The organism is Bibersteinia trehalosi USDA-ARS-USMARC-188, assembly GCF_000521725.1.
In the GTDB taxonomy this organism is placed as follows: Bacteria; Pseudomonadota; Gammaproteobacteria; order Enterobacterales; family Pasteurellaceae; genus Bibersteinia; species Bibersteinia trehalosi.
Genome location: NZ_CP006954.1, coordinates 960667 through 985449, shown reverse-complemented (window position 1 = coordinate 985449; position 24783 = coordinate 960667). Strand labels below are relative to the sequence as shown.

Genomic DNA, 24783 nt, shown 5'->3' with positions numbered 1-24783 from the left:
CTCTTTGCTACTAAAAAGTGCTTATTATAACAAAATTCTAAAAAGGTATTGCCGTTTTTAGTGATGGCTATCTCGCAAAATAGTCAGAATACCAAGGGCTATAATGATTTCTAGCGGTTTTAATCCGATAGTTCTCCCGTTCAAATAATACCGTTATCATCCCTTTATCCGCAGTATTAAAATGCTGAATACCAAGTTTATCTAAACGTGTTGTTACAGATAAACTTGGCATTTTCCAAGGATTAAAACGACTTGCAGAAATAAAAGCAGCTTGTGGCTGTGTCGCTGCAAGTAACGTGTAACTTGTACTGGTTTTACTGCCATGATGCCCAACTTGAAGAAAATCTATTTTCCCTACTCGCATGGCAAATTCTCGCTCTTGAGCTGTACCGCTATCCCCAGTGAGCAAAATACGATACTGACCTATTTCCCCCACTAAAACACAAGAATCTGCATTTTTTGCTCTCTCAACCACTTGATAGGGATAAACAGCTGTAAAACGTAATTGTCCAAATTGCCACTGTTTTCCTGCCACACAGGCCTCGGCTAAATCTGGCGAATAGCGATTTTTAGCAGATAAAATTAAACGACTATGAGGGTAATATTGCAATAATGGCCTAACTCCGCCTGCATGATCATTATCATCATGGCTGACTATAATGGCTTCTAGCGTTAGCCCATTTCTGCGCAGATAGGGGAGAATTTCTATCTCTGCCATTGAACCACCTTGCCAACCCGCTCCAGTATCATACAACACCACTTTACGTTTGCCATTTTCATCGGTATAAACAAATGCCATTGCCAACCCTTGTCCAACATCAAAATGTATCCATGCCACTTCAGATTTAGCTACATTCAGCCACCAACTACCACATTGATATAATGCCAATGTGGTAACAATAATTAAACTTAACCTACTTCTAAGCAGCTCCCTATAATAAGTAATGAGTAAGAAAAATAAGGCAAGACAGACTAAACGCCATTGCATAATCTGACTAATCGGTAACCATGCTGTTGATAAATATTCCAGTACATCTAAATTAATTTGTAATAGCCAATCTACCCATGCCCAACTCTGTAGCAAGTTATTACTCAGTAAACTGAATAAAATTAATGGTACAACAAGTAAACTAAATAGTGGCACAACCAATAAATTTGCAACAAATGCCCAAGCAGAAAGCCCATCGAAAAAATAGAGCTGTACAGGTAAAAAACAAAATGCAATGCCAATTTGCAAATGAATTAATTGCACCAAATACCGTACACCCCAAATTTTCTGCAGTCGTTCAAAAACTGAAAAATGTGATAATGGAAAATAACGATACCAACAGATTAACCCTGCCACCGCTAAAATCGAAAGCCAAAAACTATCGGAAAGCAAACAGAATGGATCTAACACGATCAATAAAGTGACACACCGTAACCATAATTGCCCTGCAGTGTAATAACGTCTACTCAAACGGCAGCCTAATATAAGGCTTATTGCTATCACTGCGCGTACGGTTGGTATGCTAAATCCAGCTAAAAAACTATAGCCCCAAGCGGTTAAGAACCCACCCAAAATTGCAAAAAAATATGGATTTTTCACCGCTTGTTTTAGCTGAAACCGGTAGCAAATGCTCCCTAAAATATAGAGCCCACCTTTTGTAACCCCAAACCCCAATGCAAAAACAAGCGCAATATGCAAACCAGAAATCGCCACTAGATGTGCCGTCGCTGTGTGCTGAAAATATTGCCAATGTTGTGGGTTAAGCCATGCTCGTTCACCAAAAGCAAGCGCTAAAATCACCCCTTGAGAGGTAAATTCTTGAGTCTGTTGAGCTATTTTTGTAAGCCAAGATGCCCGAAATCCTTGCGATGGTTGAGTAAGCTTCTGTGCTGTTTTGACGGTTGCGGTTGCCGAAATGTGCTGGGCGATATACCAGCGTTGTCGATTAAAATTGCCCTCATTCAATCTGGCAGAGATAGGACGTAAACGTAATTCGGCAAAATACTTTTGATCCAAAAATAGCGCTGTTTCCGCCTGCCACCATAAATATACAAGGCTACCATCTTCTCGTTGTGCAATCGCACTCGGCATACCGTCTTGCTTTAAAATACGTTGAATATGGATCTGTTCTTGACTTGTGTAAGCGGTCTGTTTATGTAAATTTTCTGCAAAATCACTGACTCTGATATAGCACTGTAGGATAAATATCGCCGTTAAACCTAATAGTCTATCTTGTCTTATGCCTGCATAGCACAATAGCAATGTTCCCCAAATAAAACCTAGCCATAAATAAAGTGAAGGCAAGTAAAGTATGGGCAATATACTTATCAAGAAGCAATAACAGCAACGCTCTACGTTCATCTAAAGTATCATTAAAATTCACAACGATTGATTATGAATAGCTCTCAGGAAAAGAACAGTGTAGAAACAAACTTTTTCGATCACGATCCCAAAAATAAACATACTCTCTTGACAATAAAAAAGACTGAGTTCGATGGAATACCAAACTCAGTCCTAGATTTAAATGAGTCTAACTTTTTAGCGCAAATCAGACCACACCTTTTTATTCATTCATTTCTCGCTTATTTATTGTCCGCTTCCATACTTACTGCTGCGGTAAATAATACGTCAGTAGAAGAATTCAGTGCGGTTTCAGCGGAGTCTTGTAATACCCCAATAATAAAGCCAACCCCAATAACTTGTGCTGCAATATCATTTGGAATATTAAATAAGCTACACGCTAATGGAATTAATAATAATGAACCACCAGCAACACCCGATGCTCCACAAGCACATACAGAAGCCACAACACTTAATAATAATGCGGTAAAGAAATCTGGCTGAATACCTTGAGTATAAGCTGCTGCTAAAGTTAATACAGTGATGGTAATCGCTGCACCTGCCATATTAATGTTTGCACCCAATGGAATAGAAACAGAATAGATTTCTTCTTTTAAACCTAAACGTTTTGCCAGATTCATATTCACAGGGATATTAGCTGCAGAACTACGCGTGAAAAATGCAGTTGTACCACTTTCGCGTAAACAACTTAAAGTTAATGGATATGGGTTACGTCGGATTTTCCAATAAACCAACAACGGGTTGATCACTAATGCAACAATTAACATTGCCCCTAATAATACGGCTAATAATTGCGCATAGCCAACGAAAGCTTCAATACCGTTGGTTGCAACTGTTTCTGCAACTAAGCCAAAAACCCCAATTGGCGCAAAGGCAATCACAACTTTCACCACAAATGACACCGCATTTGCAAAATCATTTAAGAACGCTTTGCTACTTGCAGAACCGTGGCGGAAAGCAATGCCTAAACCGATAGACCACGCTAAGATACCAATAAAGTTACCATTTGAAATTGCACCAATCGGGTTATCCACTAAATTGAAAATCACTGTTTTCAATACTTCACCAACACCTTGTGGCGGTGCTAAGTTACCTGGATCTTTCGCTAATTCTAAGGTTGTTGGGAATGCAAAACTTAAAACAACTGCGGTTAATGCCGCGGTAAATGTACCTAATAGATAAAGTACAATAATAGGTTTCAAGCGACTGTCGCTACCTACTTCTTTATTTGCAATAGCAGATAGTACTAAGGAGAACACCAAAATTGGCGCAATTGCGCGTAAAGATTTTACAAAGAATTGACCTAAAACGCCTACGCTCTCCGCGCCCTCTTTACTAATGACTGCTAAGATTATCCCAAGCACCAAACCAATGGCGATACGTAATACTAAATTACCACCAAGGATTCTGGCTGATAAAGATTGATTACTCATAAAGCTTCCTTATAAGACAAAATATATAAAAATGAAGTTTTGAAGATTAACGGAAAAGCCTGCTTTTTGGAATAGTTCATGTACAATTTTTTGAAATTTGTAACTAAAATATGCTTTCGATTTAATTTAACGCATTAATTTCAAATCGATTTTTGCTTACAAACACTATTTTCGGTAAAATGTGCCAAAATTTTTTTAGCAACACTGTCATGAAACCTCAAAATAGCGTAAATTTACAACGCGTGTTCAATGCAACCCGCTATTCTTTACAAGGTTTAAAAAAAGCCTACCAATCTGAAGCTGCATTTCGTCAAGAGATGTGGCTTTCTTTTTTTCTACTCCCCGCTGGCTTATATCTAGGGGAAGGTGCCAGTGAAAAAGTGCTGTTATGTGCATCAGTCTTCATCGTACTGATTACCGAATTACTCAATAGCGCCATTGAAGCGGTTGTAGATCGCATTAGTAGTGAATTTCACGAGCTTTCTGGCAAGGCAAAAGATATCGGTTCTGCCGCAGTATTTACCTCAATAGTACTATTTTGCCTTACTTGGCTATTAATTTTATGCAATTAAATTGACTTTTCCCTCAGCAAATAAGGAGATATCCATGAAATTTAAAAAAACTCTGCTTTCTGTTGCAATGCTGGCTGCATCAACTGCTATGGCTTATGAAACAGATAAAACTTATCAATTTACCGTACTCCATTTAAATGATACCCACGGGCACTTCTGGAAAAATGATAAAAGTGAATACGGTTTTGCCGCTCAAAAAACAGCAATTGATGCGGTTCGTAAAGAAGTGGCAGAAAAAGGTGGCGAGCTACTCTTTATTCATGCGGGTGACTACAATACTGGGGTGCCTGAATCTGATATGCAAAATGCTAAGCCGGATATTGAAGGCCTAAACATGTTAGGTGTAGATACTCTAGTTTTAGGTAACCACGAATTTGACCATCCTTTACAAGTACTTGATATGCAAGAAAAATGGGCAACTTTTCCATTTATTTCTGCCAACGTTGTCAATAAAAAAACGCAAAAACCATTAGTTAAACCTTATGTGACATTTGACAAAGGTGGGTTAAAAATCGCTGTACTTGGCTTAACTACTGAAGATACGGCTAAACTAGGTAATCCTGATGTTACTGAAAATGTTGTGTTCCAAGACCCAATTGAAACCGCTCGCACGACATTAAAAGAAATTAATGAAAAGGAAAAACCTGATGTTCGTATTGCCTTAACCCATATGGGCTACTATTTTGATGAACAACATGGCATGAATGCGCCTGGTGACGTGTCATTAGCACGCCGTTTAGATCATAATGCATTAGATTTAATTGTGGGGGGACATACGCACGACACCGTATGCGTAAATGATGAAGGTACAGGTCTAAAAGCACCGTATAAACCAGGTGATGAGTGTAAACCAGATTATCAAAATGGTACTTGGATTGTACAAGCTGGTGAATGGGGTAAATATCTAGGTCGTGCTGATTTTGAATTTAAAAACGGTGAAACCAAATTAGTGAAATATGAGTTAATCCCAATTAACCTAAAACAAAAAGTGAAGTTAGAAGACGGCAAAACCGAATATCAACTCTACCAAGATGAAATTGCCGAAGATCAAGCTGTCTTTGAGCATCTGAAAAAATACCAAGATGAGGGTGATAAACTACTTGGTATTAAAGTAGGGACAGTGCAAGGTGGTGTATTAGAAGGAAATCGCGATGTCATTCGATTCCACCAAACAAATTTAGGTCGCCTCATCGCGCAATCACAAATGGAGCGAGTAAAAGCAGATGTAGGGATTATGAATTCAGGTGGTATTCGTACTTCAATTCATGAAGGTGATGTCACTTATAAAGATATCCTTACTGTACAGCCTTTTGGAAATATTATTTCAACAGTTGATCTCACCGGTCAAGAATTGCTGGATTATCTCAATGTTGTCGCATTAAAAGAAGTTGATATGGGAGCATATCCTCAATTTGCAGGGATTTCAATGGTAGTTGATCGCCAAGCGAAACAAGTGTCTGAGGTAAAAATTGCTGGAGCGCCATTAGATCTGAATAAACGTTATAAAGTGTCTATTCCAGACTATTGCGCAGCAGGCGGTGATGGCTATCCTGTGATGAAAAAACATCCAAGCTATGTCAGCACAGGTTTTGTTGATGCAGAAATGTTGAAAAAATATTTTGAAGAAAACTCCCCGATTGATCCAAGCAAATTCGATCCGAAAAACGATATTATCTTCAAATAGATTAATCTGCTAAAATAGCAAGCGGTCATTTTTGCAGAATTTTTTGCAAAAAGACCGCTTATTTTTTAGGAGTGCTTATGGAATACCAATTTACTCATACAATGCATGGCGTTGTAGCAAAATGTTCAATGGATCACGAAGCTTTTGCTCGTTGGTTAAACACCGAACTTGCCCCCAACCCAAAAGATCTTGATAAAATTTTGCAAGAAATCGACCGCTGTCGCAAAGCGTTCCCTAACCATTACGAGGCGCTATTTGAAGGGCACGAATATTCACTTTATATCAGTTATGAAGAAGTTGTTGCCAAAGCCAATAACCTAGAAATGGAGTTGGACGATTTAGACGCAATCGCAGAAGGCTTAAACTATTATGATGAAGAAAGTATTGCCTTCTGTGGCTTGGAAGATTTTGAAGCATTTTTGACCGCTTACCAACGTTTTGTTAATACTTACCATTAAGCGTGTTGATATTTCATCTTAACTTTGATTTATTCGCTGAAATTTGAGCCAGATCGCATATTTCATACTGGCTCTTTGCTAGAATATCGCCACCTTTCATTTTTGCGTTTAAATTATGAGCGATATTGCATTAACAGTTAGTTTAATATCTCTTGTTTCAGTTATTGGGTTATGGCTAGGGCAAATCAAAATTCGGGGGGTCGGCTTAGGTATCGGAGGGGTTCTCTTCGGTGGAATTCTTGTTGCCCACTTTGCTGCCCAGTGGGGTATTCAACTTGACCCTCATACACTACACTTTATTCAAGAATTCGGTCTTATCCTCTTTGTCTATACCATTGGGATTCAAGTCGGGCCAGCATTCTTCTCCTCTCTCCGCCAATCAGGCTTAAAACTTAACGGCTTTGCCTTACTGATTGTCGCCTTAAGTGGTTTATTGGTGATCATACTACATAAACTTTTCGCCATTCCATTACCAGCCATTTTAGGTGTATTTTCTGGCGCTGTAACTAACACACCATCGCTTGGTGCAGGGCAACAAATTCTCAATGAACTCGGCGCGGATACTGCCGTGATGGGCATGGGTTATGCGATTGCTTACCCATTTGGCATCATTGGCATTTTGCTTTCTATGTGGCTCATTCGTGTATTACTGCATATAAATATTGAGCAAGAAGCCACAGAATTTGAACGCCATCATAATGCAGATAAAATCGGCTTAAGCACCCAGAATGTAAAAATTACGAATCCTAACTTAAATGGCTTAACTTTAAAGGAACTTCCTGATTTTGAACTGCATGATGTAGTTTACTCTCGCTTAAAACGCAATGGCGAACTCTTTGTACCAAAAGTCGATACTCAACTGCAAATTGGTGATATTTTACATTTAGTGGGCGAACCTAGTACTTTACGCAAAATGCAGCTTATTCTAGGCGAAAATGTCGAAACATCACTTTCCACCAAAGGTACTATGTTTCGTTCTGAACGTGCGGTAGTCACAAACGAGAAAGTCTTTGGCAAACAGATCCGCCAATTAATGCTCAAAGGCAAATATGATGTCGTTATTTCACGCTTAAATCGCGCAGGCGTTGAATTAGTCGCAAACGGTGAAATGCACTTACAGTTTGGAGATGTGCTTACGTTAGTTGGTCGGAAAGAAGATATCGACACGGTTATGGCAATTATCGGTAACGCTCAACAGAAATTACAACAGGTGCAAATGTTACCGATTTTTATCGGGATTGGACTTGGCGTATTATTAGGATCCATTCCGCTTTATTTACCGGGTTTCCCCGTTGCACTCAAACTGGGCTTAGCCGGAGGCCCTTTGGTAGTCGCGCTACTACTCGCTCGCATTGGCAGCATTGGAAAACTATATTGGTTTATGCCCCCTAGTGCCAACCTAGCGCTACGAGAAATTGGAATTGTACTATTTTTGGCCGTAGTGGGTTGGAAAGCTGGAGGCAATTTCTTATCAACTTTGCTAAGCAAAGACGGGATGATTTGGATTGCCGCAGGCGCAGTCATTACCGCAATTCCTCTACTCATTACAGCTATCGTAGCTCGCCTCTATGGCAAACTCAATTACCTTACCCTATGTGGCCTACTCGCAGGCTCAATGACAGACCCTCCTGCGCTTGCTTTTGCAAATGCACTTAAAGAAACTAATGGTGCAGCAGCTCTTGCTTATGCAACGGTTTATCCGCTAGTCATGTTCTGCCGAATTGTACTACCACAAATTTTAGCGATTTTACTTTGGGTAGGTTAACAAGCGGTTTTATTTGTTCATCATATTGCAAAAAAGAACCCTGATTTATCATCAGGGTTTCTTATTTCTAGTTGCCTGAAATTTTCATTTTATCTAATAAAATCGAACCCGTCTGAATATTAGAACGCTGCTCAATGTCATCACCAACTGCAACAAGATTTTGATACATGTCTTGCAACTGCCCTGCAATAGTAATCTCAGCAACGGGATACTGGATTTCGCCATTTTCCACCCAGAAACCTGCTGCCCCACGTGAATATTCGCCTGTTACACCATTAATCGCACTACCAAGCATTTCTGTCACTAACAGCCCTGTTCCCATCTCTTTAAGCAATGTATCTAAACCACCAGTGCGGTTTGGTTTAACCAACCAGTTGTGAATGCCACCTGCATGTCCTGTGGTTTGCATTCCCAATTTTCTTGCGCTGTAGTTCGTCAGCAGATAGGTTTGCAATACCCCGTTTTGAATAATTTGATGATCACTTGTTTTAATTCCTTCACTGTCAAAAGGTGATGACGCAAGTTGGCGTAACAGATGCGGACGTTCAGCAATCTCAAACCATTCAGGTAAAATCTGACAACCCAGCTTATCCTGCATAAAACTTGCCTTACGATATAAAGCTCCGCCACTAATTGCTCCTGCCAAATGTCCGATTAAGCCTGTAGCAACATCGTTATAAAAAATCACAGGCACCTCACTGGTGGGAATTTGTCGAGGATTTAATCGTTCAACCGCTTTCATAGCTGCTTGTTCACCCACCCATTTAGAGGTAGCCAATTTATCAAATTCGCGAGAAATCGTGTATTCATAATCTCGCTCTAATTGTTCGTCAAAGGCGGAAATTACGCAACAAGAGAGCGAATAACGGCTAGAAAGGTAGCTTTGCAGCATTCCGTGCGTATTGCCATAAACACGCACACCACTGTGCGAATTAAAACTTGCCCCTTCGCTATTAACAATGCGTTCATCGCTGTTTAAGGCAAAATGCTCGGCTTCTATTGCCATTCGTACTGCTTGATCGACATCGATTTCCGCTTGATGATAAAGTTCTAAATCAGGAGCATCAAATGCCATCAACGCTTTTTCGCCCAACCCTGCACAAGGGTCTTCCGATGTATATTTTGCAATCGCAAGAGCCGATTCCACCGCTTGCTGAATCGATTTTGGGCTAAGATCAGATGTTGAAGCATTGCCTTTGCGATTGCCCAAATAGACGGAAATCCCTAACGCCCCATCATTATTAAATTCAATATTTTCAATTTGCTCTAAACGGGTAGAAACGGATAAGCCTGCCACTTTTGTTACCGCCACTTCCGCACTCGCCCCTGCTTTTTTGGCAAAATTTAAGGCGATTTCAACCGCTTGTTTTAATTCTTGCTCTTGGTGTTGTAATTCTGATTTGCTCGTTAAGCTCATTTTATTGCCTTTCAATTTCAAAAATGGTGAGATTATACCTGTAATTTAACGTACCGATAAGTGCTTATTCATTTGACCCTCTTTTCCTTTAAGCATAGAATACACGCTAATTTAAAGCCTATTCCTGCAATAGGCTTTTCCCTTTTCAAGAGAAAATTAATATGGCAAAGAAAAAACATAATGAAATCGACTGGACGGATGATGAAGAAGAGATTATCTGGGTCAGCAAAAGTGAAATTAAACGTGATGCCGAGCATCTAAAAAAATTAGGTACAAGCTTGGTTGAGCTCAATAGTGCTAATCTAGCCAAAATGCCGTTAGATGATAGCTTACGAGATGCCATTGAATTGGCACAAAAACTAAAAATGGAAGCTCGCCGTCGTCAAATTCAATATATTGGTAAACTGCTACGCAATGTTGATCCAGAGCCAATTCAAGAAGCTTTAGATAAAGTCGAAAATCGCCATAACCAGCAGCTTGCACTATTACATAAATTAGAACAGACCCGAGATCAGCTAATAGCGCAGGGCGATACAGTATTAAATACGCTTGTTGAAGAATACCCAGCCTTAGATCGCCAACATCTGCGTAATTTAATCCGCGCAGCACAAAAAGAAAAGCAAGCTAATAAGCCACCCAAAAATTATCGTGAAATTTTTCAATATTTAAAATCTGTGATTGTGGAACAATAATATTTACGGAGTGATCCATGCAAACTTTATATTTTTCTCATATTGCTTTAGCTTATTTGAGTTTAGCGCTGTTGCTAGTTCGCGGTATTCTCTCTGCCAGAGTGGTCGATTGGAGACAATACAAACTCTTAAAAATCGCCCCTCATTTAGTTGATACTTTACTACTTATCTCGGGGGGAGCCTTCTTTTTTATAGTCGGTTATGAATTTTCTACTTGGCTTGCAGCAAAACTCGTTTTCCTCGTGTTATATATCATCTTTGCGGCTAAAGCCTTTAAGAAAACTCAACCATTTTCACTTAAACATTTCATCTTAGCAGTTATCAGCTTTATGATGATTTTAGTAGTCGCAACGGTTCGATAAATGAAAGATACTATTTTTGCCGCCCCAATTGAAAAACTCGGCGACTTTACTTTTGATGAGTCGGTTGCTGAGGTTTTCCCCGATATGATTCAGCGCTCTGTGCCGGGCTATTCCAATATCATTACCGCGATCGGTATGCTTGCCGAACGTTTTGTGACAGACAACTCGCAAGTTTACGATCTCGGCTGTTCCCGCGGGGCAGGGATTTTATCAGTTCGCCGCAATGTCAAAGCCCAAAATGTCAAAATCATCGGTATTGATAATTCCGAGCCGATGGTTGAACGCTGTCGTAGCCATATCAATGCCTATCAATCATCTATTCCTGTAGACATTCATTTGGGCGATATTCGTAATGTGGAAATTGAAAATGCCTCTATGGTCATTCTCAATTTTACGTTGCAATTTTTACCGCCACATGACCGCTTGGCTTTGCTCAAAAAAATCTATCAAGGCTTAAAACCGAATGGCGTATTGGTGCTTTCTGAAAAATTCACGTTTGCAAATCAAGCGATGAATGAACTGTTAATTGATTTACATCACACCTTCAAACGAGCCAATGGCTACAGCGAATTAGAAGTAAGCCAAAAACGCACCGCATTAGAAAACGTGATGCGAACAGATAGCATCGATACACACAAACAACGCTTACAACAAGCAGGCTTTAGCCAAGTTGAACTCTGGTTTCAGTGTTTTAATTTTGGTTCAATGATTGCCATTAAGTAATCTAAACAAAAACGGTGGGAAAATTGATTGATCTGCCCCACCGTTTTTTATTACGTTATTTCAGTTGTGCAAAAGCTTGTAATAAATCTGCCTTAATATCATCAACGTGTTCTAACCCTACTGAGAAACGCAATAGACGATTACACACGCCACGAGCAATACGCTCTGCTTCTGGAATGTCCATATGGGTTTGGGTGGCTGGATAAGTGATGAAACTCTCTGTGCCGCCAAGACTCTCTGCAAAGGTAATCATTTTGATTGATTTTAAAAATGGATTGACCCAATTTTCATCTTGTAAACGGAATGAAAGCATACCGCTTTTGCCCGAATACAGCACACTGTGAACTTGTGGCTGTTCGCTTAAAAATTTAGCGATTTCAGTGGCGTTTGCTTGATGGCGTTCCATACGCAATGCAAGGGTTTTTAAGCCACGAATGATTAAGTAGCTATCAAATGGCGAAAGCACCGCCCCTGCCCCATTTTGTAGATAGAACAAGCGTTCACAAAGTTCCTGACCTTTTGCCACGATAATGCCAGCTAATACATCGTTATGCCCTGAAAGATATTTGGTTGCACTGTGGATCACAATATCCGCCCCTAAATCTAACGGACGGAATAAAACTGGGGTTAAGAAAGTGTTATCCACAATCAGCATTAAATTGTGTTTTTTAGCAATTTTCGCAATCTCGGCCACATCACACTCTTCCATTAATGGATTTGATGGGGTTTCCACAAAAATCGCTTTGGTATTAGGATTGATCGCATTTTCAATCGCCGTTAAATCGGCAGTGTTTACATACACTGGTTTCACAGTGTTGTTATTTTTATAGCTGAAATCCAGCAAGCGGTAAGTACCACCATACACATCGCTTGAGATAATCCACTCATCGCCACCTTTGAAAAGTTGCATTAAAAGCTGAATCGCTGCCATGCCAGACGACATCGCAAAACCTGCATCACCATTTTCTAAACGAGCTACGCCCTCTTCTAGCACAGTACGAGTTGGATTTTTAGTACGAGTATAATCAAAGCCTGTGGATTCACCAATACCTGCGTGGCCATAAGCAGTTGAAAGGAAAATTGGTGTTGCCACCGCCCCTGTGCGTTCATCGGTGCGGTTGCCTAATTGGACAAGTTTGGTTTCAATGTTGTTAAAATTCATATTATGATCCATTGTAGGGGCGAACCGATGTGTTCGCCCGATATTCAAACGATATTTAGGGCGGACACATCGGTCCCCCCTACGAAAATTTATAGATTGTTTAAATCCAAAACATCTGTCATATCAAACAGACCATTTTGTTTATTTGCTAACCATTTTGCTGCACGCACTGCACCGTTAGCAAACGTCATACGGCTTGACGCTTTATGCGCAATTTCTACACGTTCACCTTCATCGGCAAACCAAACACTATGCTCACCCACCACATCGCCAGCACGGATAGTCGCAAAGCCGATTTCATCACGCTTACGTTCGCCTGTAATACCTTCTCGTGCAAATACGCCGTGCGTTTTTAAATCACGCCCTAGTGTTTTCGCAATATGTTCACCCATTGAAAGTGCTGTGCCTGATGGGGCATCTACTTTATGGCGATGATGTGCTTCAATCACTTCAATATCACAGTAATCGCCCATCACTTTTGCAGCTTTTTCTAAAAGTTTGAACACTAAATTCACACCCACGCTGTAATTTGAGGCAAACACAATCGCAATTTTTTCACTCGCCGCTTGAATGGCGGCTTTACCCGCATCATCAAACCCTGTTGTCCCAATCACCATCGCTTTATTATTTGCCACACAGAAATCAAGATGAGCTAGTGTGCCTTCTGGGCGAGTAAAATCAATGAGGAGATCAAAATTTGCTTTTTGGCTTTCTAAATTATCTGAAACAATAATCCCATTTGCACCAATACCTGCCAATTCGCCAGCATCACTGCCCACAAGAGATGAACCTTTACGCTCAAAAGCAGCACCTAATTCCACACCCTCTATGTTGTGTACGGCTTGAATTAATTGTCTTCCCATACGACCGCTGCTACCCACGATCCCAATTTTTAATGTCATTGTTTTTATCCTTCATGTTGTGAATTACAAGCGGGTCGATTTTACAGGAATTTTGCAAAACTTTGTAAAAAAAGCCCCGCTTGCTGCAAATTTATTTCAACTGAATATGCACGGTAATTTCTTCTCTATCATGATAGAGATGTTTCGCTTGAATACGAAAATTCAGCCCTTGTTTATCAAGCGTGTCTGCTAAAAAATCTAAGCATAATTTCACTTCTTGATAACGTTTTTTCATCGGTAATTTTAAGTTAAAAATAGTTTCCCGACACCAACCACTTGTCAGCCATTTCGCCATTAACTTTGCGACTTTCATCGGTTGCTCTACCATATCACACACCAACCAATCTATTTTTTTGCGTTTAGGCGGTTGGAATTTAAAACCGTCTTCCGGACAATGCTCAATTCGTCCAGTATCGTGCAGGCTTGCGGCCATTTTACCGTGATCGACTGCGTAAACAAATAAACCACGTTTAACGAGCTGATAAGTCCAACCGCCCGGACAAGCGCCAAGATCCACACCGATCATTTGCTCAGTAAAGCGTTTGGGTTCTTCTGCTTTTGGTACAAAGGTTAAAATAGCTTCTTCTAATTTTAAAGTAGAACGGCTAGGAGCATCGTTTGGAAATTTTAAACGCATAATCCCCATTGGATTTGATGATCGGTTTTCATTATAACCATAACCAACAAAACATTTTCCCGAGCCGACAAACATGATATGTAACGTGATCGTATTTTTAGCATTCGCCTTTGCCTGTAACCAGCCCTGCTTTTTCAACGCAGCACGCAATGGTACGGTAAATTTTCGACAAAAAACCGAAAGCGCTTTGGATTCATTGGTGTCTGGCGTATCGATCACAATTTCTGTGCTATTTTTAGGATTAAGTTCAGCATATTTTGCCAAGATCGGCGAAATTCGGTCATTTTCTGCTAAATTTTGCAACAAATCACTGACCACCATCATTTGTCGCACAAAAATAAGGCTGACTAATTTTAGCTCTCGGGCAAGTCGATCCGCTTCCCCTTGCTGATAACATTCAAAAATGACATAGCCTGAATCCGCTTTTACATTAGCAAAGCCGAATATACCTAGCTCTGCTGCTCGCTCAGTGATCTCCCCTGCCACTTCTTTTTCGAAACCAGCACGGCAATATAACGCTAATTTATTGAACATTTCTACTTCTCACACTGATAAAAATTAATCCTGCCCAACCCACTAAAAAGAGCGTACCACCAATCGGCGTTGTCCACACAAAAGTTTTACTCATACCTAATGCTAGGGCATATAAACTTCCGCTAAACAATAAAATACCTAATGCCCAGCTGCCACCGATCAGGTTAAAAGCCTTAGCACGGCAAGCCGGCGGATTTTGTCTGCCATCAACAATTTGAAACAAGCCTAGGGCAAGCAAAGCTAGCGTATGAAACATTTGATATTTCAAGCCCTTGTCGATCCAAATCAACGCGTGTGGAGAAAGTGTTTTTTCTAAGGCATGTGCGGTAAAAGCACCAAATGCGACACAGAAAAATCCGCTGGCAGCAGCCAAAGTTAAAAATTTATTTTTCATGTAATTTCTCAAAAATGCATAACTTAAATAGTGATACGTTTTGTAGATTTTAAGGGAATTTTAAGCGCTTGCAATCATTGAAGATAAAATTTCAGCAAATTACGGAAATTTAACGATAAATCATAATTTTATTGCAAACTTTATAATGAAAAAGCTGTCGGATTGGGGTAAAATCTTTACACTTTTGAACACTTTGACAACGTCCATATAAGGGGAACATTATGTCTGTAACTATTCTTGACCAACTTGAAGACAAAATTAAACAAGCTGTAGAAACGATTCAATTATTGCAATTAGAAGTTGAAGAGTTAAAAGGAAAAAATGATGAAGCGCAACGTGCAAATGATGCTTTACGCCAAGAACATGAGCAACTTAAAGCGGAACATCAAAATTTCCAAGAACGTTTACGTTCTTTATTAGGTCAAATCGACAACGTTTAATTTATACACAAAGACTAAAAGCGGCTAATTCGTTTAGCCGTTTTTCTTTTTATATCCTACATATGGCAAAATTATACTTCTACTATTCCTCAATGAATGCAGGGAAATCCACAACCCTACTTCAATCTGCTTATAACTATCAAGAACGTGGCATGCGCCCGTTGGTATATACAGCAGCAATTGATGATCGCTACGGCGTAGGCAAAGTTGCCTCACGGATTGGTATATCCCAACAGGCAAATCTTTTTGATAAAAATTCAGACCTCTTCGCTGAAATTAGCCAAGAACACCACAAACAAACATTGCATTGTATCTTGGTGGATGAGGCTCAATTTCTCACCAAACAACAGGTATATCAATTAAGTGAAGTTGTAGATAAATTAGGTATCCCTGTTCTTTGCTATGGACTACGCACTGATTTCCAAGCAGAGCTTTTTGAAGGAAGCCGTTATCTCTTAGCTTGGGCAGATCAATTAGAAGAGCTGAAAACTATCTGTTATTGTGGGCGCAAAGCAAATTTTGTGATACGTTTAAATCAACATGGCGAAGTGGTTAAAGATGGTGAACAAATTCAAATTGGCGGCAATGATAGCTACCTGTCTGTTTGTCGCCGACACTATAAGGAAAAGTTAGCTAAATAACATAAAGGCGAGCCCCCTCGCCTTTGGCTATGAATAATGATAAGTTCGGTAGATAAATGCAACAATTAAAATAATCAGCATAACTACGATCTGTATTAAACGCTTTTTCGTTAGCTTCTCAGCAGCCATAAATTCTCCAATTTTTCCGATAATATTTCACTATTTTGCTATTCAATGTTAGAATTTGTTCTAAATCAAATTTAAGAGTATTAAATATGAAAATTGTATCGGATTTTAAATCAAATGGAAGACATACCTGCACAATTCACTGTCAAAATTGCAGCATTAGCCAGCTTTGCTTGCCCTTTACTCTTAACGAACATGAATTGACTCAGCTTGATAATATTATTGAGCGAAAAAAACCGATACAGAAATCACAGGTAATCTTTAAATCTGGCGATGAATTACGTTCAATTTATGCAATCCGTTCAGGAACGCTAAAAAGCTATACAATTAGCGAAGATGGCGAAGAACAAATTACTGCTTTCCATCTCCCTGGCGACTTAGTAGGCTTTGATGCCATTGCAGATATGAAACATGTCGGTTTCGCACAAGCACTTGAAACATCAATGATTTGTGAAATCCCATTTGATATTCTGGATGATTTAGCGGGTAAAATGCCCAAAATTCGACATCAGCTAATGCGTTTAATGAGCAATGAAATCAAAAGTGATCAAGCAATGATTTTATTCTTATCAAAAATGAGTGCTGAAGAAAAGCTTGCCGCATTTATCTATAACCTGTCACAACGTTATGCAGAACGAGGTTTCTCAGCCAGAGAGTTTCGTTTAACTATGACTCGTGGCGATATTGGTAACTATCTTGGGCTTACCATTGAAACCATTAGCCGTTTATTAGGTCGTTTCCAGAAAAGTGGTATGATTAGCGTACAAGGTAAATATATTACCATCAATCGGATGGAAGAACTCGCAGAGTTAGCCGGTGGAACAAAATCACAAATTCCAGTGACCGCTGTCTAACCAATCCTAAAACAAAGGCATAGTGATACACCACTATGCCTTTTGTTTATTTAAGTAGAGATATCCCTTCGCAATAATACTCCCCCTTCGGGGGGAGTCGCTATTTAATGATTAATAGTTTTGAAGCGTCTGACATCAACTCCGCAACACTTGGCTGTTCAGCGAGCTGCTTTTCATCCATTGGCTCAATATGCCAAATATCACGAGCATAATCCAATACAGAACGATCTGATGAAAAGTATCCCATATTGGCAATATTGATAATTGCAGACTTATTCCACGCCTGTTTGTTACGGAATGCTTTTGCAACCTGCTCTTGCATATCCACATAAGCACGGAAATCTGCACAAGCTTGATAATAATCCCCTGAATTTAAGATTAAATCTTGATAACGATACGGATCTTCTGGCGAAAATTTACCGTTTAAGATTTGTGAAATTGCTTCATTTAGCTCCGCATCTCTCTCAAAATAGTGGTATGGCGAATACCCACGGCGACGCAACTCTTCCACTTGCTCAACCGTATTACCAAAAATAAAGATATGCTCATTACCAACGCGCTCTAAGATCTCTACATTTGCACCATCAAGCGTACCAATGGTTAATGCCCCGTTTAATGCAAATTTCATATTTGAAGTGCCAGATGCTTCTGTTCCTGCTAATGAAATCTGTTCAGAAACATCTGCAGCAGGAATAATTAACTGAGCAAGCGTGACGCTGTAATTAGGAATAAACACTACTTTAATCAAATCATTGATTCGGCTGTCATTATTGATCACATTTGCCACATCGTTGATTAAGCGGATCACTTTTTTCGCCGCATAGTAAGCACTTGCCGCTTTACCTGCAAAAATAAACACACGAGGCTGCCAATCAGCACTTGGATTACGTAAAATGCGGTTATAGAGTGCAATAATATGTAACACATTCAACTGTTGGCGTTTATATTTATGGATACGCTTGATTTGTACATCAAAAATCGCTTCAGGGTTTAATTTAATCCCTTGCGTTTGCGCTACATACTCTGCCAATTTACGTTTATTTTCCACTTTCACTGCAGCAATTTGAGCTTGCACATCAGCATCATCGGCAAATGCATTTAATTGCTCTAATTGGGTTAATTCTGTCCGCCAATCACGCCCGATATATTTATCTAAGATATTTGCTAAACCAGGGTTAGCAATTTGGATCCAGCGACGAGGAGTTACGCCATTTGTGACATTTGTAAAACGCTCAGGATAGATTTTGGCAAAGTCTGCAAAGATCGAATCAACCATTAAATCTGAGTGGATTTTGGCCACACCATTCACCTTGCCTGATGCAATGACGGCTAACCATGCCATACGCACACGGCGATCTCCATGTTCATCAATAATCGATACCCGTTGGATTAATTCTTCATCACCAGGGAATTGTTCACGCACTTGCTGCAAGAACCATTCATTGATTTCAAAAATAATCTGTAAATGGCGTGGCAATACACGAGCAACCATTTCAACCGGCCAAGTTTCCAGTGCTTCACTCATTAAGGTATGGTTAGTATAGAAGAATGTTTTACGTGTCGTATTCCACGCTTGTTCCCAACTATAACCTTTTTCATCAATTAAAATCCGCATTAATTCAGGAATAGCTAAAGTTGGGTGCGTATCATTCAGATGAATCGCTACCTTTTCAGCCAAGTTTAAACAAGAACCAGACTCCACTTCGTGACGGCGAACAATATCTTGCACTGATGCCGAACAGAGGAAATATTCTTGACGTAAACGTAGTTCCCGACCATTGTAGGTAGAATCATCTGGATAAAGCACCCGAGAGACATTTTCTGAACTATTTTGCTTACTCATTGCAGCAAAATAATCACCTCGATTAAAATCAGATAAACCAAATACTTTATCTCCTGCATGTGCAGACCATAGACGCAAGCTGTTGGTTGATGCTGTTTCAAAGCCTGGAATCAATTGATCATGCGCTTGAGCAATAATTTCATCGTCTGCTTGCCATACCGTTTTTTTGCCTTCCTGCCATGTTCTGCCACCAAAACGCACAGGGAAACGCTTACTAGCACGTAAATACGGCCAAACAAACTCTTTTTCTAGCCAATCATCAGGATGTTCTACTTGCTCGCCATTTTTAATTTCTTGGCGGAACATTCCATATTCATAGCGAATACCATAACCAATAGCAGGAATTTTCATCGCGGCAAGGCTATCCATATAACAAGCCGCCAAACGACCTAAACCGCCATTACCTAAACCTGGGTCACCTTCTTCGTTAATAATATCTTCCAAATCTTGCCCCAGTTCCTTAAAAGCTGCACGCATTAATTCGTACACACCTTCTGAAATCATCGCATTACTAAAGGTTCGCCCCATCAAAAATTCCATGGAAAGATAGTAAACTCGACGGCTTGTATTTGCTGCTTGGCTACGACGAGTTTGTAACCATGATTCAGTAGAAAGATCACGCACGACACGTAAAGCGGCATTAAGCCAGTTACGACGAGTTGCATCACGCGGCTCAACCCCTAAAGCAAATACAAGTTTATGCAAAATTGCATTTTTGACACTTTGAATATTCTCGGGGCTAAGTTGATTAGTTGGCTGATGTTGCGCCATTGGACTGCTCCTGTAAAAATAAAAATGAAAAATAAATGATACAAAACGTTTGCTATTTTAGCCGAAATTACATCACTTTGCTTGCAAATTAAGCTAATTATTTTTAACAAACCAACAAGCGGGTAAAAATTGGCGATTTTTTGCAAAATAATTTGCTTTTTTTGCAAATTTAATTAGAATTCGCACTCGGCTTTTTGCCGCAAATTTATAGGGAATCGCTGGGTCGCCTGCGATTTTTGTTTTCACGGAACGCAAGTTCCCTTTTTTATGAGAAATTAAAATGTCATTTACATTTGAAGCTGAAGTTCGTTCGGCGCAAGGTAAGGGTGCGAGCCGCCGCCTGCGTCACAATGGTCAAGTTCCTGCAATCATCTACGGTGGTAACGCAGAACCTGTATCAATCATCCTAGACCACGATAAAGTAAACAACGCACAAGCTCACGATGCGTTCTACAACGAAGTATTAACTATCGTTGTTGCAGGTAAAGAAGAAAAAGTGAAAGTGCAAGCAATGCAACGTCACCCGACCAAGCCAAAACTTGTTCACTTAGACTTCAAACGTGTTTAATTATGAACACTCAAACGCCCGATCATTCGGGCGTTTCTTTTTTGCAAATTTTCTTGATTTTTCAACCGCTTAGAGCAATTCTCAACTTAGATTAACTTCATACGTAGCTACTTCAATATTACTTAAGTTCTATGCTTTAGCTAAATTTTTGTGAATCAGATCGCATTTTCTCACCCTTCTTCTTGCTGTGATATTTAAAATCAATATCATTAGTAACTATTCTTATAAAAACCTCTTTCTTCTCTTAATCATATAGCATTCTTAAATTTTACCCATAATAAAATAATAAATGCTAAACAAAATTTAATTTATTTTTAAACAGTTAGGAGAAATTTATGTTTAAAAAACTACTTACATGCTTAGTTTGTATTATACCTTTTAGTGCTTGTAGTGTTAATTTTTTAAGAGGTGAGTTTAGTTATATCGATCACCACATAGCCTTGCTTGATTTTATTAAGACTGAGTGGCATTTTTACAAGACTGGGGTTGATCCATATCAATATGATACAGAAGAGGATTACGTACCTAAATATATTGTTAGAATTTATCTTGATGATGAAAGGTATATCTCTTATAAGGAAAAAGATTTTTTATTTGAAATAAAAGATCCAGATTTAATCCGCAACAAATCATTTTTATATGAATTATTATCCTCCCCTTGCAAGAAAGCTAATGTTATAAATCATAACAATAGGGAAAATAGCCAACCCAAAGGTATCGCATTTTCTTTTATTAGGATGAAAAATATTATTCGCTGTAGAAAAGGATACTATAAATTAGAAAAAATTAATGATAACTCATTTGCAATTAAATATTAATATAAGGAGAAAATTATGTTTAAAAAACTACTTACATGCTTCGCTTGTATTATACCTTTTAGTGCTTGTAGCGTTAATTTTTTAAGAGGTGAGTTTAGTTATATCGATCACCACATAGCATTGGATGATCTTATTAGAGCTGAATGGCATTTATACAAAACAGGGATAGACCCCTACAAAATAAAAAGAACACACTCTGACTATTTCTCAGAAAATATGAAATATATTCCAAACTATATTGAAACCATTTACTTTGATGATACAAGACACAAAAACTATTCCAGAGAACATTATCTGTTTGAAATAAATGACCATGATTTATTAAATCATAAAGATTTTTTGTCTAATTTACTCACATTTCCCTGTAATGCCAAAATTATGGATAATGATAAGATGAGTCATATTCAACCGTCAGGATTAGCATTTCCTTTTGGAAGGATGAAAAATATTATCCGTTGTAGAAAAGGATACTATAAATTAGAAAAGATTAATGATAACTCATTTGCAATTAAATATTAATATAAGGAGAAAATCATGTTAAAAAAACTACTTACATGCTTAGTTTGTATTATACCTTTTAGTGCTTGTAGCGTTAATTTTTTAAGAGGTGAGTTTAGTTATATCGATCACCACATAGCCTTGCTTGATTTTATTAAGACTGAGTGGCATTTTCATAAAACTGGAATTGACCCATATCAATATAATACAGAAGATAATTATGTTCCAGATTATATTATTAGTATTTACCCTGATGATAAAAGATACTCTTCTTATAAAGAAAAGAATTTTCTATTTGAGATAAAAGATCCAGATTTAATCCGCAATAAATCATTTTTATATGAATTATTATCCTCCCCTTGCAAGAAGGCTAATGTTATAAATCATAACAATAGGGAAAATAGCCAACCTAAAGGTATCGCATTTTCTTTTATTAGTATGAAAAATATTATTCGCTGTAGAAAAGGATACTATAAATTAGAAAAAATTGATGATAACTCATTTGCAATTAAATATTAATATAAGGAGAAAATCATGTTGAAAAAACTACTTACATGCTTAGCTTGTATTATACCTTTTAGTGCTTGTAGTGTTAATTTTTTAAGAGGTGAGTTTAGTTATATAGATCACCACATAGCATTGGATGATCTTATTAGAGCTGAATGGCATTTTCATCAAACAGGTGTAGATCCATATCAATATGGTACAAAAGAGACGTATGTCCCTGATTATATTGTTGGCATTTATTCTAATGATAAAAAATATGACTCTTACAAAAAAGAATATTTCTTGTTTCAAATAAACGATCCCGATTTAATTCATAATGAATCTTTCTTATTTGAGTTATTATCCTCTCCTTGCAAGGCCAATATTATGAATCATAACAATAGGGAAAATAGTCAACCCAAAAGTATCGCATTTCCTTTTATTAGGATGAAAAATATTATCCGCTGTAGAAAAGGATACTATAAATTAGAAAAAATTGATGAGAATTCATTCGTAATCAAATATTAAGGAGAAAATTATGGCAAGAAATAATAAAGATACTGTTGTTGGTCATACTAATATCGAGTTCGTACATAACGCTAAAAGAGATAGATGGTTTGAGGCTAATATTGATAAATTCATTTTAGAGGGTAGAAAAAGATTATTAGCGCATTCTTATATATTCCTAAAAACCAGCTCAAGATGATAAAAACAAGAAAGGAGAATCAAACTTAAACCCGTTTGTGATTAACACTACCTAGTTTTGCAGCAATGATAGTGAAATAATGTCTGCTAATGCCCCGAATCTAAGCTTTTAGTTCCTCGCCTTTATCCAACTCCAGTTGTTAGTGATAGAAAATGCGCTGCAAGCTAACTTTGTTATTCGAAGAAGTATCTCTAATAAATGATTCTCTCTCGTCCAACTTTTTGGTATAGATCATTACTCGGGCGTTTCTTTTGTAAATTTTCTTGATTTTTCAACCGCTTACAGCAATTCCCAACTTAAATTTGAGAGCAAACGGCATTTATCACATTTAAAATGAAAAATCTCATGTAAAGGTTCAGTTAGCTTCCATTCGCCATGGCAGCTAGGACATTTTCGTTCATTCTCTAGATTAATATCGCTGCCTAAACGGTAGAGATAATAATAGGTTGGGATTTGGCTCACCTGTTCAATGGCCGCGCATAATGCTCGACCTTGCTGGCTTAATGGGCTTTCAAGTTCAGAAATCTGTGCTAATGCTTCCTGCTCTAATACGCCACCATTCATTTGTAGTTGATCACAAGCCTGCCAATTTTCTTGCCATTTTAATATTTGCTCAGTTAATTCAGGCTGATCGCCTAAACGATAAAGTGGTATCGTTTGCAATACATCCCCATGGTATAACGGTGAGGCACTATCAACATAGCTAGTATAGAGCAGCTGAAAACTAGCAGGCTCGCAGTTTGCGGTATCATTTTCGTTATAATCTCGCCCCACAATCTCAAAAAAGATCAATGCTACTCCAGCCTGCTCGGCATATTCAATCGCTTGCCTTACCCAATCATTATTATATTTATCTAACAAACTATCTTGTTCTGGTAACGATAAGCGAACTTGAAATTCAAACTGTTCACCTAACTTGTGATGAGTTACGCCAAATTCTCTGCCTAAAATTTGCCCATTAAAACGCCATTGCTCAAGAATTTGGTTGATTAAATTAACAGGATCTTGCTCAAAATTTTGGTAGCTGAAATGTGCTATGGCTTGATACATTGTCGTTTCTCTCGTTCTTCTTGCTGTACAATAGAAGTTGGTTCTTGATGGATAATCACTTCTGAATGCGGAAAAGTCGCTAAAATTTTATGCTCTAGACAATCTGCAATTTCATGGGCTTTCATTAGGGTTAAATCATCAGCCATCTCCAAATGCAATTGGATAAAACGCACCGCACCTGCGCGACGTGTTTTAAGGTCGTGAATACTGATAATATCATCTTGTTTATGTACAATTTGCCAGATTTGTTCAATTTCTTCTTTCGGTAAAGCCTTATCTAATAGGGCTTGCACCGCATCCCACAACATTTTTCCCGCATTATATAAAATATAAAGTGCGATTCCGATCGCAAATAGCGCATCAGCATAGATGACACCTGCTAAATTTAATCCCATTGCAACTAAAATCGCGCCATTCATATATAAATCAGTTTGATAGTGAAGTGAGTCTGCAGCAATTGCAGGACTACCCGTTTGTCGCACCACTTGACGCTGATATAACACCAAAACCCCAGTTAATAACATTGAAAAAATACCGATACAAATCCCTAATTCACTCCCCATAATCCATTGTGGTTCGCTTAAGCGTTGAATACCTTGTAACAGTAAGAATACTGCCGAACCTGTAATAAACGCACTTTGTACCAATGCCGCGAGTGATTCTGCTTTACCATGTCCAAAAGTATGCTCATCGTCAGCGGGTTGCAATGCAAAGCGTAATACCAACATATTCGTCACAGAAGCAAACAAATCCACCAAAGAGTCGGTCATTGCCGCTAAAATTGTCATTGAGCCTGTTTGCCACCAAGCAAAGGCTTTCACAATAATGAGAATACCTGCCACAAACACTGCAAAATGGGCAGCTCGTTTAACCTGTTGATTATATTCTTGTGCCATA

Annotated in this window: 26 protein-coding genes; 16 read left to right on the top strand and 10 right to left on the bottom strand. The window is 38.6% G+C overall.

From position 1 onward, the window contains the following. Positions 1-67 precede the first annotated feature (67 nt). Positions 68-2293 (bottom strand): DNA internalization-related competence protein ComEC/Rec2, encoded by a 2226-nt coding sequence (locus tag F542_RS04685; protein WP_015432664.1) that lies wholly within the window; start codon positions 2291-2293, stop codon positions 68-70. Positions 2294-2571: 278 nt separating this feature from the next. Then, positions 2572-3783 carry a serine/threonine transporter SstT gene (gene sstT, locus F542_RS04680; RefSeq protein ID WP_015432665.1) on the bottom strand — a complete coding sequence of 404 codons (1212 nt, stop codon included), beginning with the start codon at positions 3781-3783 and terminating at the stop codon, positions 2572-2574. Between the two features lie 209 nt (positions 3784-3992). Here sstT and F542_RS04675 point away from each other — a divergent pair, with 209 nt between their 5' ends. The 4 genes from F542_RS04675 to F542_RS04660 all read left to right on the top strand — a co-directional run bounded on the left by F542_RS04675 (position 3993) and on the right by F542_RS04660 (position 8262). After that, positions 3993-4355 carry a diacylglycerol kinase gene (locus tag F542_RS04675; RefSeq protein WP_015432666.1) on the top strand — a complete coding sequence of 121 codons (363 nt, stop codon included), beginning with the start codon at positions 3993-3995 and terminating at the stop codon, positions 4353-4355. 34 nt (positions 4356-4389) lie between these two features. Next, positions 4390-6039, top strand: coding sequence for a bifunctional UDP-sugar hydrolase/5'-nucleotidase UshA (gene ushA, locus F542_RS04670; protein WP_015432667.1), 1650 nt, complete (start codon positions 4390-4392; stop codon positions 6037-6039). Positions 6040-6116: 77 nt separating this feature from the next. After that, a complete protein-coding gene (locus tag F542_RS04665; RefSeq protein ID WP_025267002.1) occupies positions 6117-6497 on the top strand; it encodes a YacL family protein in 381 nt (126 codons plus the stop codon). Positions 6498-6612: 115 nt separating this feature from the next. Continuing rightward, on the top strand, positions 6613-8262 hold the full coding sequence (locus tag F542_RS04660) for a putative transporter (RefSeq protein ID WP_015432669.1): 1650 nt from the start codon (positions 6613-6615) through the stop codon (positions 8260-8262). A gap of 67 nt (positions 8263-8329) precedes the next feature. Here F542_RS04660 and pmbA read toward each other — a convergent pair whose 3' ends face one another. Then, a complete protein-coding gene (pmbA, locus tag F542_RS04655) occupies positions 8330-9679 on the bottom strand; it encodes a metalloprotease PmbA (protein WP_025267001.1) in 1350 nt (449 codons plus the stop codon). Between the two features lie 161 nt (positions 9680-9840). On the opposite strand from pmbA, the gene yjgA reads away from it, so the two are divergent. Genes yjgA through cmoA form a run of 3 tightly spaced genes read left to right on the top strand, consistent with a single transcriptional unit; the run spans position 9841 to position 11456 of the window. After that, on the top strand, positions 9841-10371 hold the full coding sequence (gene yjgA, locus F542_RS04650) for a ribosome biogenesis factor YjgA (RefSeq protein ID WP_015432671.1): 531 nt from the start codon (positions 9841-9843) through the stop codon (positions 10369-10371). Positions 10372-10388: 17 nt separating this feature from the next. Further along, entirely contained in the window at positions 10389-10733 is a 345-nt protein-coding gene (locus tag F542_RS04645; RefSeq protein WP_015432672.1) for a SirB2 family protein, read from the top strand. Then, a complete protein-coding gene (gene cmoA, locus F542_RS04640; RefSeq protein WP_015432673.1) occupies positions 10734-11456 on the top strand; it encodes a carboxy-S-adenosyl-L-methionine synthase CmoA in 723 nt (240 codons plus the stop codon). A 55-nt stretch (positions 11457-11511) separates the two neighbouring features. On the opposite strand, the gene F542_RS04635 is transcribed toward cmoA, so the two are convergent. The 4 genes from F542_RS04635 to F542_RS04620 all read right to left on the bottom strand — a co-directional run bounded on the left by F542_RS04635 (position 11512) and on the right by F542_RS04620 (position 15085). Next, positions 11512-12618, bottom strand: coding sequence for a methionine biosynthesis PLP-dependent protein (locus F542_RS04635; protein WP_025267000.1), 1107 nt, complete (start codon positions 12616-12618; stop codon positions 11512-11514). Positions 12619-12707: 89 nt separating this feature from the next. Then, the gene (dapB, locus tag F542_RS04630; protein WP_015432675.1) at positions 12708-13520 is read right to left on the bottom strand and encodes a 4-hydroxy-tetrahydrodipicolinate reductase; all 813 of its coding nucleotides are present in this window, start codon (positions 13518-13520) and stop codon (positions 12708-12710) included. A gap of 91 nt (positions 13521-13611) precedes the next feature. Further along, entirely contained in the window at positions 13612-14691 is a 1080-nt protein-coding gene (gene rlmM, locus F542_RS04625) for a 23S rRNA (cytidine(2498)-2'-O)-methyltransferase RlmM (RefSeq protein WP_015432676.1), read from the bottom strand. Continuing rightward, entirely contained in the window at positions 14681-15085 is a 405-nt protein-coding gene (locus tag F542_RS04620; protein WP_015432677.1) for a DUF423 domain-containing protein, read from the bottom strand. Before F542_RS04620 ends, rlmM begins: the two co-directional genes overlap by 11 nt. Positions 15086-15306: 221 nt before the next feature. Between F542_RS04620 and zapB the strand changes: the two genes are divergently transcribed. The 3 genes from zapB (at position 15307) to F542_RS04605 (ending at position 17146) form a co-directional block, all read left to right on the top strand. Further along, positions 15307-15525 carry a cell division protein ZapB gene (gene zapB, locus F542_RS04615; RefSeq protein ID WP_015432678.1) on the top strand — a complete coding sequence of 73 codons (219 nt, stop codon included), beginning with the start codon at positions 15307-15309 and terminating at the stop codon, positions 15523-15525. 62 nt (positions 15526-15587) lie between these two features. Next, positions 15588-16166, top strand: coding sequence for a thymidine kinase (locus tag F542_RS04610; protein ID WP_015432679.1), 579 nt, complete (start codon positions 15588-15590; stop codon positions 16164-16166). Between the two features lie 215 nt (positions 16167-16381). Continuing rightward, on the top strand, positions 16382-17146 hold the full coding sequence (locus F542_RS04605; RefSeq protein WP_025266999.1) for an FNR family transcription factor: 765 nt from the start codon (positions 16382-16384) through the stop codon (positions 17144-17146). Between the two features lie 100 nt (positions 17147-17246). Here F542_RS04605 and F542_RS04600 read toward each other — a convergent pair whose 3' ends face one another. After that, on the bottom strand, positions 17247-19760 hold the full coding sequence (locus F542_RS04600; protein ID WP_015432681.1) for a glycogen/starch/alpha-glucan phosphorylase: 2514 nt from the start codon (positions 19758-19760) through the stop codon (positions 17247-17249). A 280-nt stretch (positions 19761-20040) separates the two neighbouring features. Here F542_RS04600 and rplY point away from each other — a divergent pair, with 280 nt between their 5' ends. The 6 genes from rplY (at position 20041) to F542_RS11000 (ending at position 22836) form a co-directional block, all read left to right on the top strand. Then, positions 20041-20328 (top strand): 50S ribosomal protein L25, encoded by a 288-nt coding sequence (gene rplY / locus F542_RS04595; RefSeq protein ID WP_015432683.1) that lies wholly within the window; start codon positions 20041-20043, stop codon positions 20326-20328. Positions 20329-20663: 335 nt separating this feature from the next. Next, positions 20664-21146, top strand: a complete 483-nt coding sequence (locus F542_RS04590) for a hypothetical protein (RefSeq protein WP_015432684.1) — start codon at positions 20664-20666, stop codon at positions 21144-21146. A 15-nt stretch (positions 21147-21161) separates the two neighbouring features. Beyond that, entirely contained in the window at positions 21162-21665 is a 504-nt protein-coding gene (locus F542_RS04585; protein ID WP_025266998.1) for a hypothetical protein, read from the top strand. Between the two features lie 15 nt (positions 21666-21680). After that, positions 21681-22163 (top strand): hypothetical protein, encoded by a 483-nt coding sequence (locus F542_RS04580; protein ID WP_015432686.1) that lies wholly within the window; start codon positions 21681-21683, stop codon positions 22161-22163. A 15-nt stretch (positions 22164-22178) separates the two neighbouring features. Beyond that, positions 22179-22658, top strand: coding sequence for a hypothetical protein (locus F542_RS04575; RefSeq protein WP_015432687.1), 480 nt, complete (start codon positions 22179-22181; stop codon positions 22656-22658). A gap of 10 nt (positions 22659-22668) precedes the next feature. Next, a complete protein-coding gene (locus F542_RS11000; RefSeq protein ID WP_155800246.1) occupies positions 22669-22836 on the top strand; it encodes a hypothetical protein in 168 nt (55 codons plus the stop codon). A gap of 279 nt (positions 22837-23115) precedes the next feature. On the opposite strand, the gene F542_RS04570 is transcribed toward F542_RS11000, so the two are convergent. Both F542_RS04570 and F542_RS04565 read right to left on the bottom strand, forming a co-directional pair. Further along, on the bottom strand, positions 23116-23886 hold the full coding sequence (locus F542_RS04570; protein WP_015432688.1) for a Zn-ribbon-containing protein: 771 nt from the start codon (positions 23884-23886) through the stop codon (positions 23116-23118). Next, on the bottom strand, positions 23871-24782 hold the full coding sequence (locus F542_RS04565; protein ID WP_015432689.1) for a cation diffusion facilitator family transporter: 912 nt from the start codon (positions 24780-24782) through the stop codon (positions 23871-23873). The genes F542_RS04570 and F542_RS04565 overlap by 16 nt, the downstream gene beginning before the upstream one ends. Between the last annotated feature and the right edge of the window lies 1 nt (position 24783).

Coding starts and splice junctions, on each gene's coding strand:
- sstT (WP_015432665.1), bottom strand. CDS start 3,783: ATGAGTAATCAATCTTTATCAGCCAGAATCCTTGGTGGTAATTTAGTA.
- F542_RS04675 (WP_015432666.1), top strand. CDS start 3,993: ATGAAACCTCAAAATAGCGTAAATTTACAACGCGTGTTCAATGCAACC.
- ushA (WP_015432667.1), top strand. CDS start 4,390: ATGAAATTTAAAAAAACTCTGCTTTCTGTTGCAATGCTGGCTGCATCA.
- F542_RS04665 (WP_025267002.1), top strand. CDS start 6,117: ATGGAATACCAATTTACTCATACAATGCATGGCGTTGTAGCAAAATGT.
- F542_RS04660 (WP_015432669.1), top strand. CDS start 6,613: ATGAGCGATATTGCATTAACAGTTAGTTTAATATCTCTTGTTTCAGTT.
- pmbA (WP_025267001.1), bottom strand. CDS start 9,679: ATGAGCTTAACGAGCAAATCAGAATTACAACACCAAGAGCAAGAATTA.
- yjgA (WP_015432671.1), top strand. CDS start 9,841: ATGGCAAAGAAAAAACATAATGAAATCGACTGGACGGATGATGAAGAA.
- F542_RS04645 (WP_015432672.1), top strand. CDS start 10,389: ATGCAAACTTTATATTTTTCTCATATTGCTTTAGCTTATTTGAGTTTA.
- cmoA (WP_015432673.1), top strand. CDS start 10,734: ATGAAAGATACTATTTTTGCCGCCCCAATTGAAAAACTCGGCGACTTT.
- F542_RS04635 (WP_025267000.1), bottom strand. CDS start 12,618: ATGAATTTTAACAACATTGAAACCAAACTTGTCCAATTAGGCAACCGC.
- dapB (WP_015432675.1), bottom strand. CDS start 13,520: ATGACATTAAAAATTGGGATCGTGGGTAGCAGCGGTCGTATGGGAAGA.
- rlmM (WP_015432676.1), bottom strand. CDS start 14,691: ATGTTCAATAAATTAGCGTTATATTGCCGTGCTGGTTTCGAAAAAGAA.
- F542_RS04620 (WP_015432677.1), bottom strand. CDS start 15,085: ATGAAAAATAAATTTTTAACTTTGGCTGCTGCCAGCGGATTTTTCTGT.
- zapB (WP_015432678.1), top strand. CDS start 15,307: ATGTCTGTAACTATTCTTGACCAACTTGAAGACAAAATTAAACAAGCT.
- F542_RS04610 (WP_015432679.1), top strand. CDS start 15,588: ATGGCAAAATTATACTTCTACTATTCCTCAATGAATGCAGGGAAATCC.
- F542_RS04605 (WP_025266999.1), top strand. CDS start 16,382: ATGAAAATTGTATCGGATTTTAAATCAAATGGAAGACATACCTGCACA.
- F542_RS04600 (WP_015432681.1), bottom strand. CDS start 19,760: ATGGCGCAACATCAGCCAACTAATCAACTTAGCCCCGAGAATATTCAA.
- rplY (WP_015432683.1), top strand. CDS start 20,041: ATGTCATTTACATTTGAAGCTGAAGTTCGTTCGGCGCAAGGTAAGGGT.
- F542_RS04590 (WP_015432684.1), top strand. CDS start 20,664: ATGTTTAAAAAACTACTTACATGCTTAGTTTGTATTATACCTTTTAGT.
- F542_RS04585 (WP_025266998.1), top strand. CDS start 21,162: ATGTTTAAAAAACTACTTACATGCTTCGCTTGTATTATACCTTTTAGT.
- F542_RS04580 (WP_015432686.1), top strand. CDS start 21,681: ATGTTAAAAAAACTACTTACATGCTTAGTTTGTATTATACCTTTTAGT.
- F542_RS04575 (WP_015432687.1), top strand. CDS start 22,179: ATGTTGAAAAAACTACTTACATGCTTAGCTTGTATTATACCTTTTAGT.
- F542_RS11000 (WP_155800246.1), top strand. CDS start 22,669: ATGGCAAGAAATAATAAAGATACTGTTGTTGGTCATACTAATATCGAG.
- F542_RS04570 (WP_015432688.1), bottom strand. CDS start 23,886: ATGTATCAAGCCATAGCACATTTCAGCTACCAAAATTTTGAGCAAGAT.
- F542_RS04565 (WP_015432689.1), bottom strand. CDS start 24,782: ATGGCACAAGAATATAATCAACAGGTTAAACGAGCTGCCCATTTTGCA.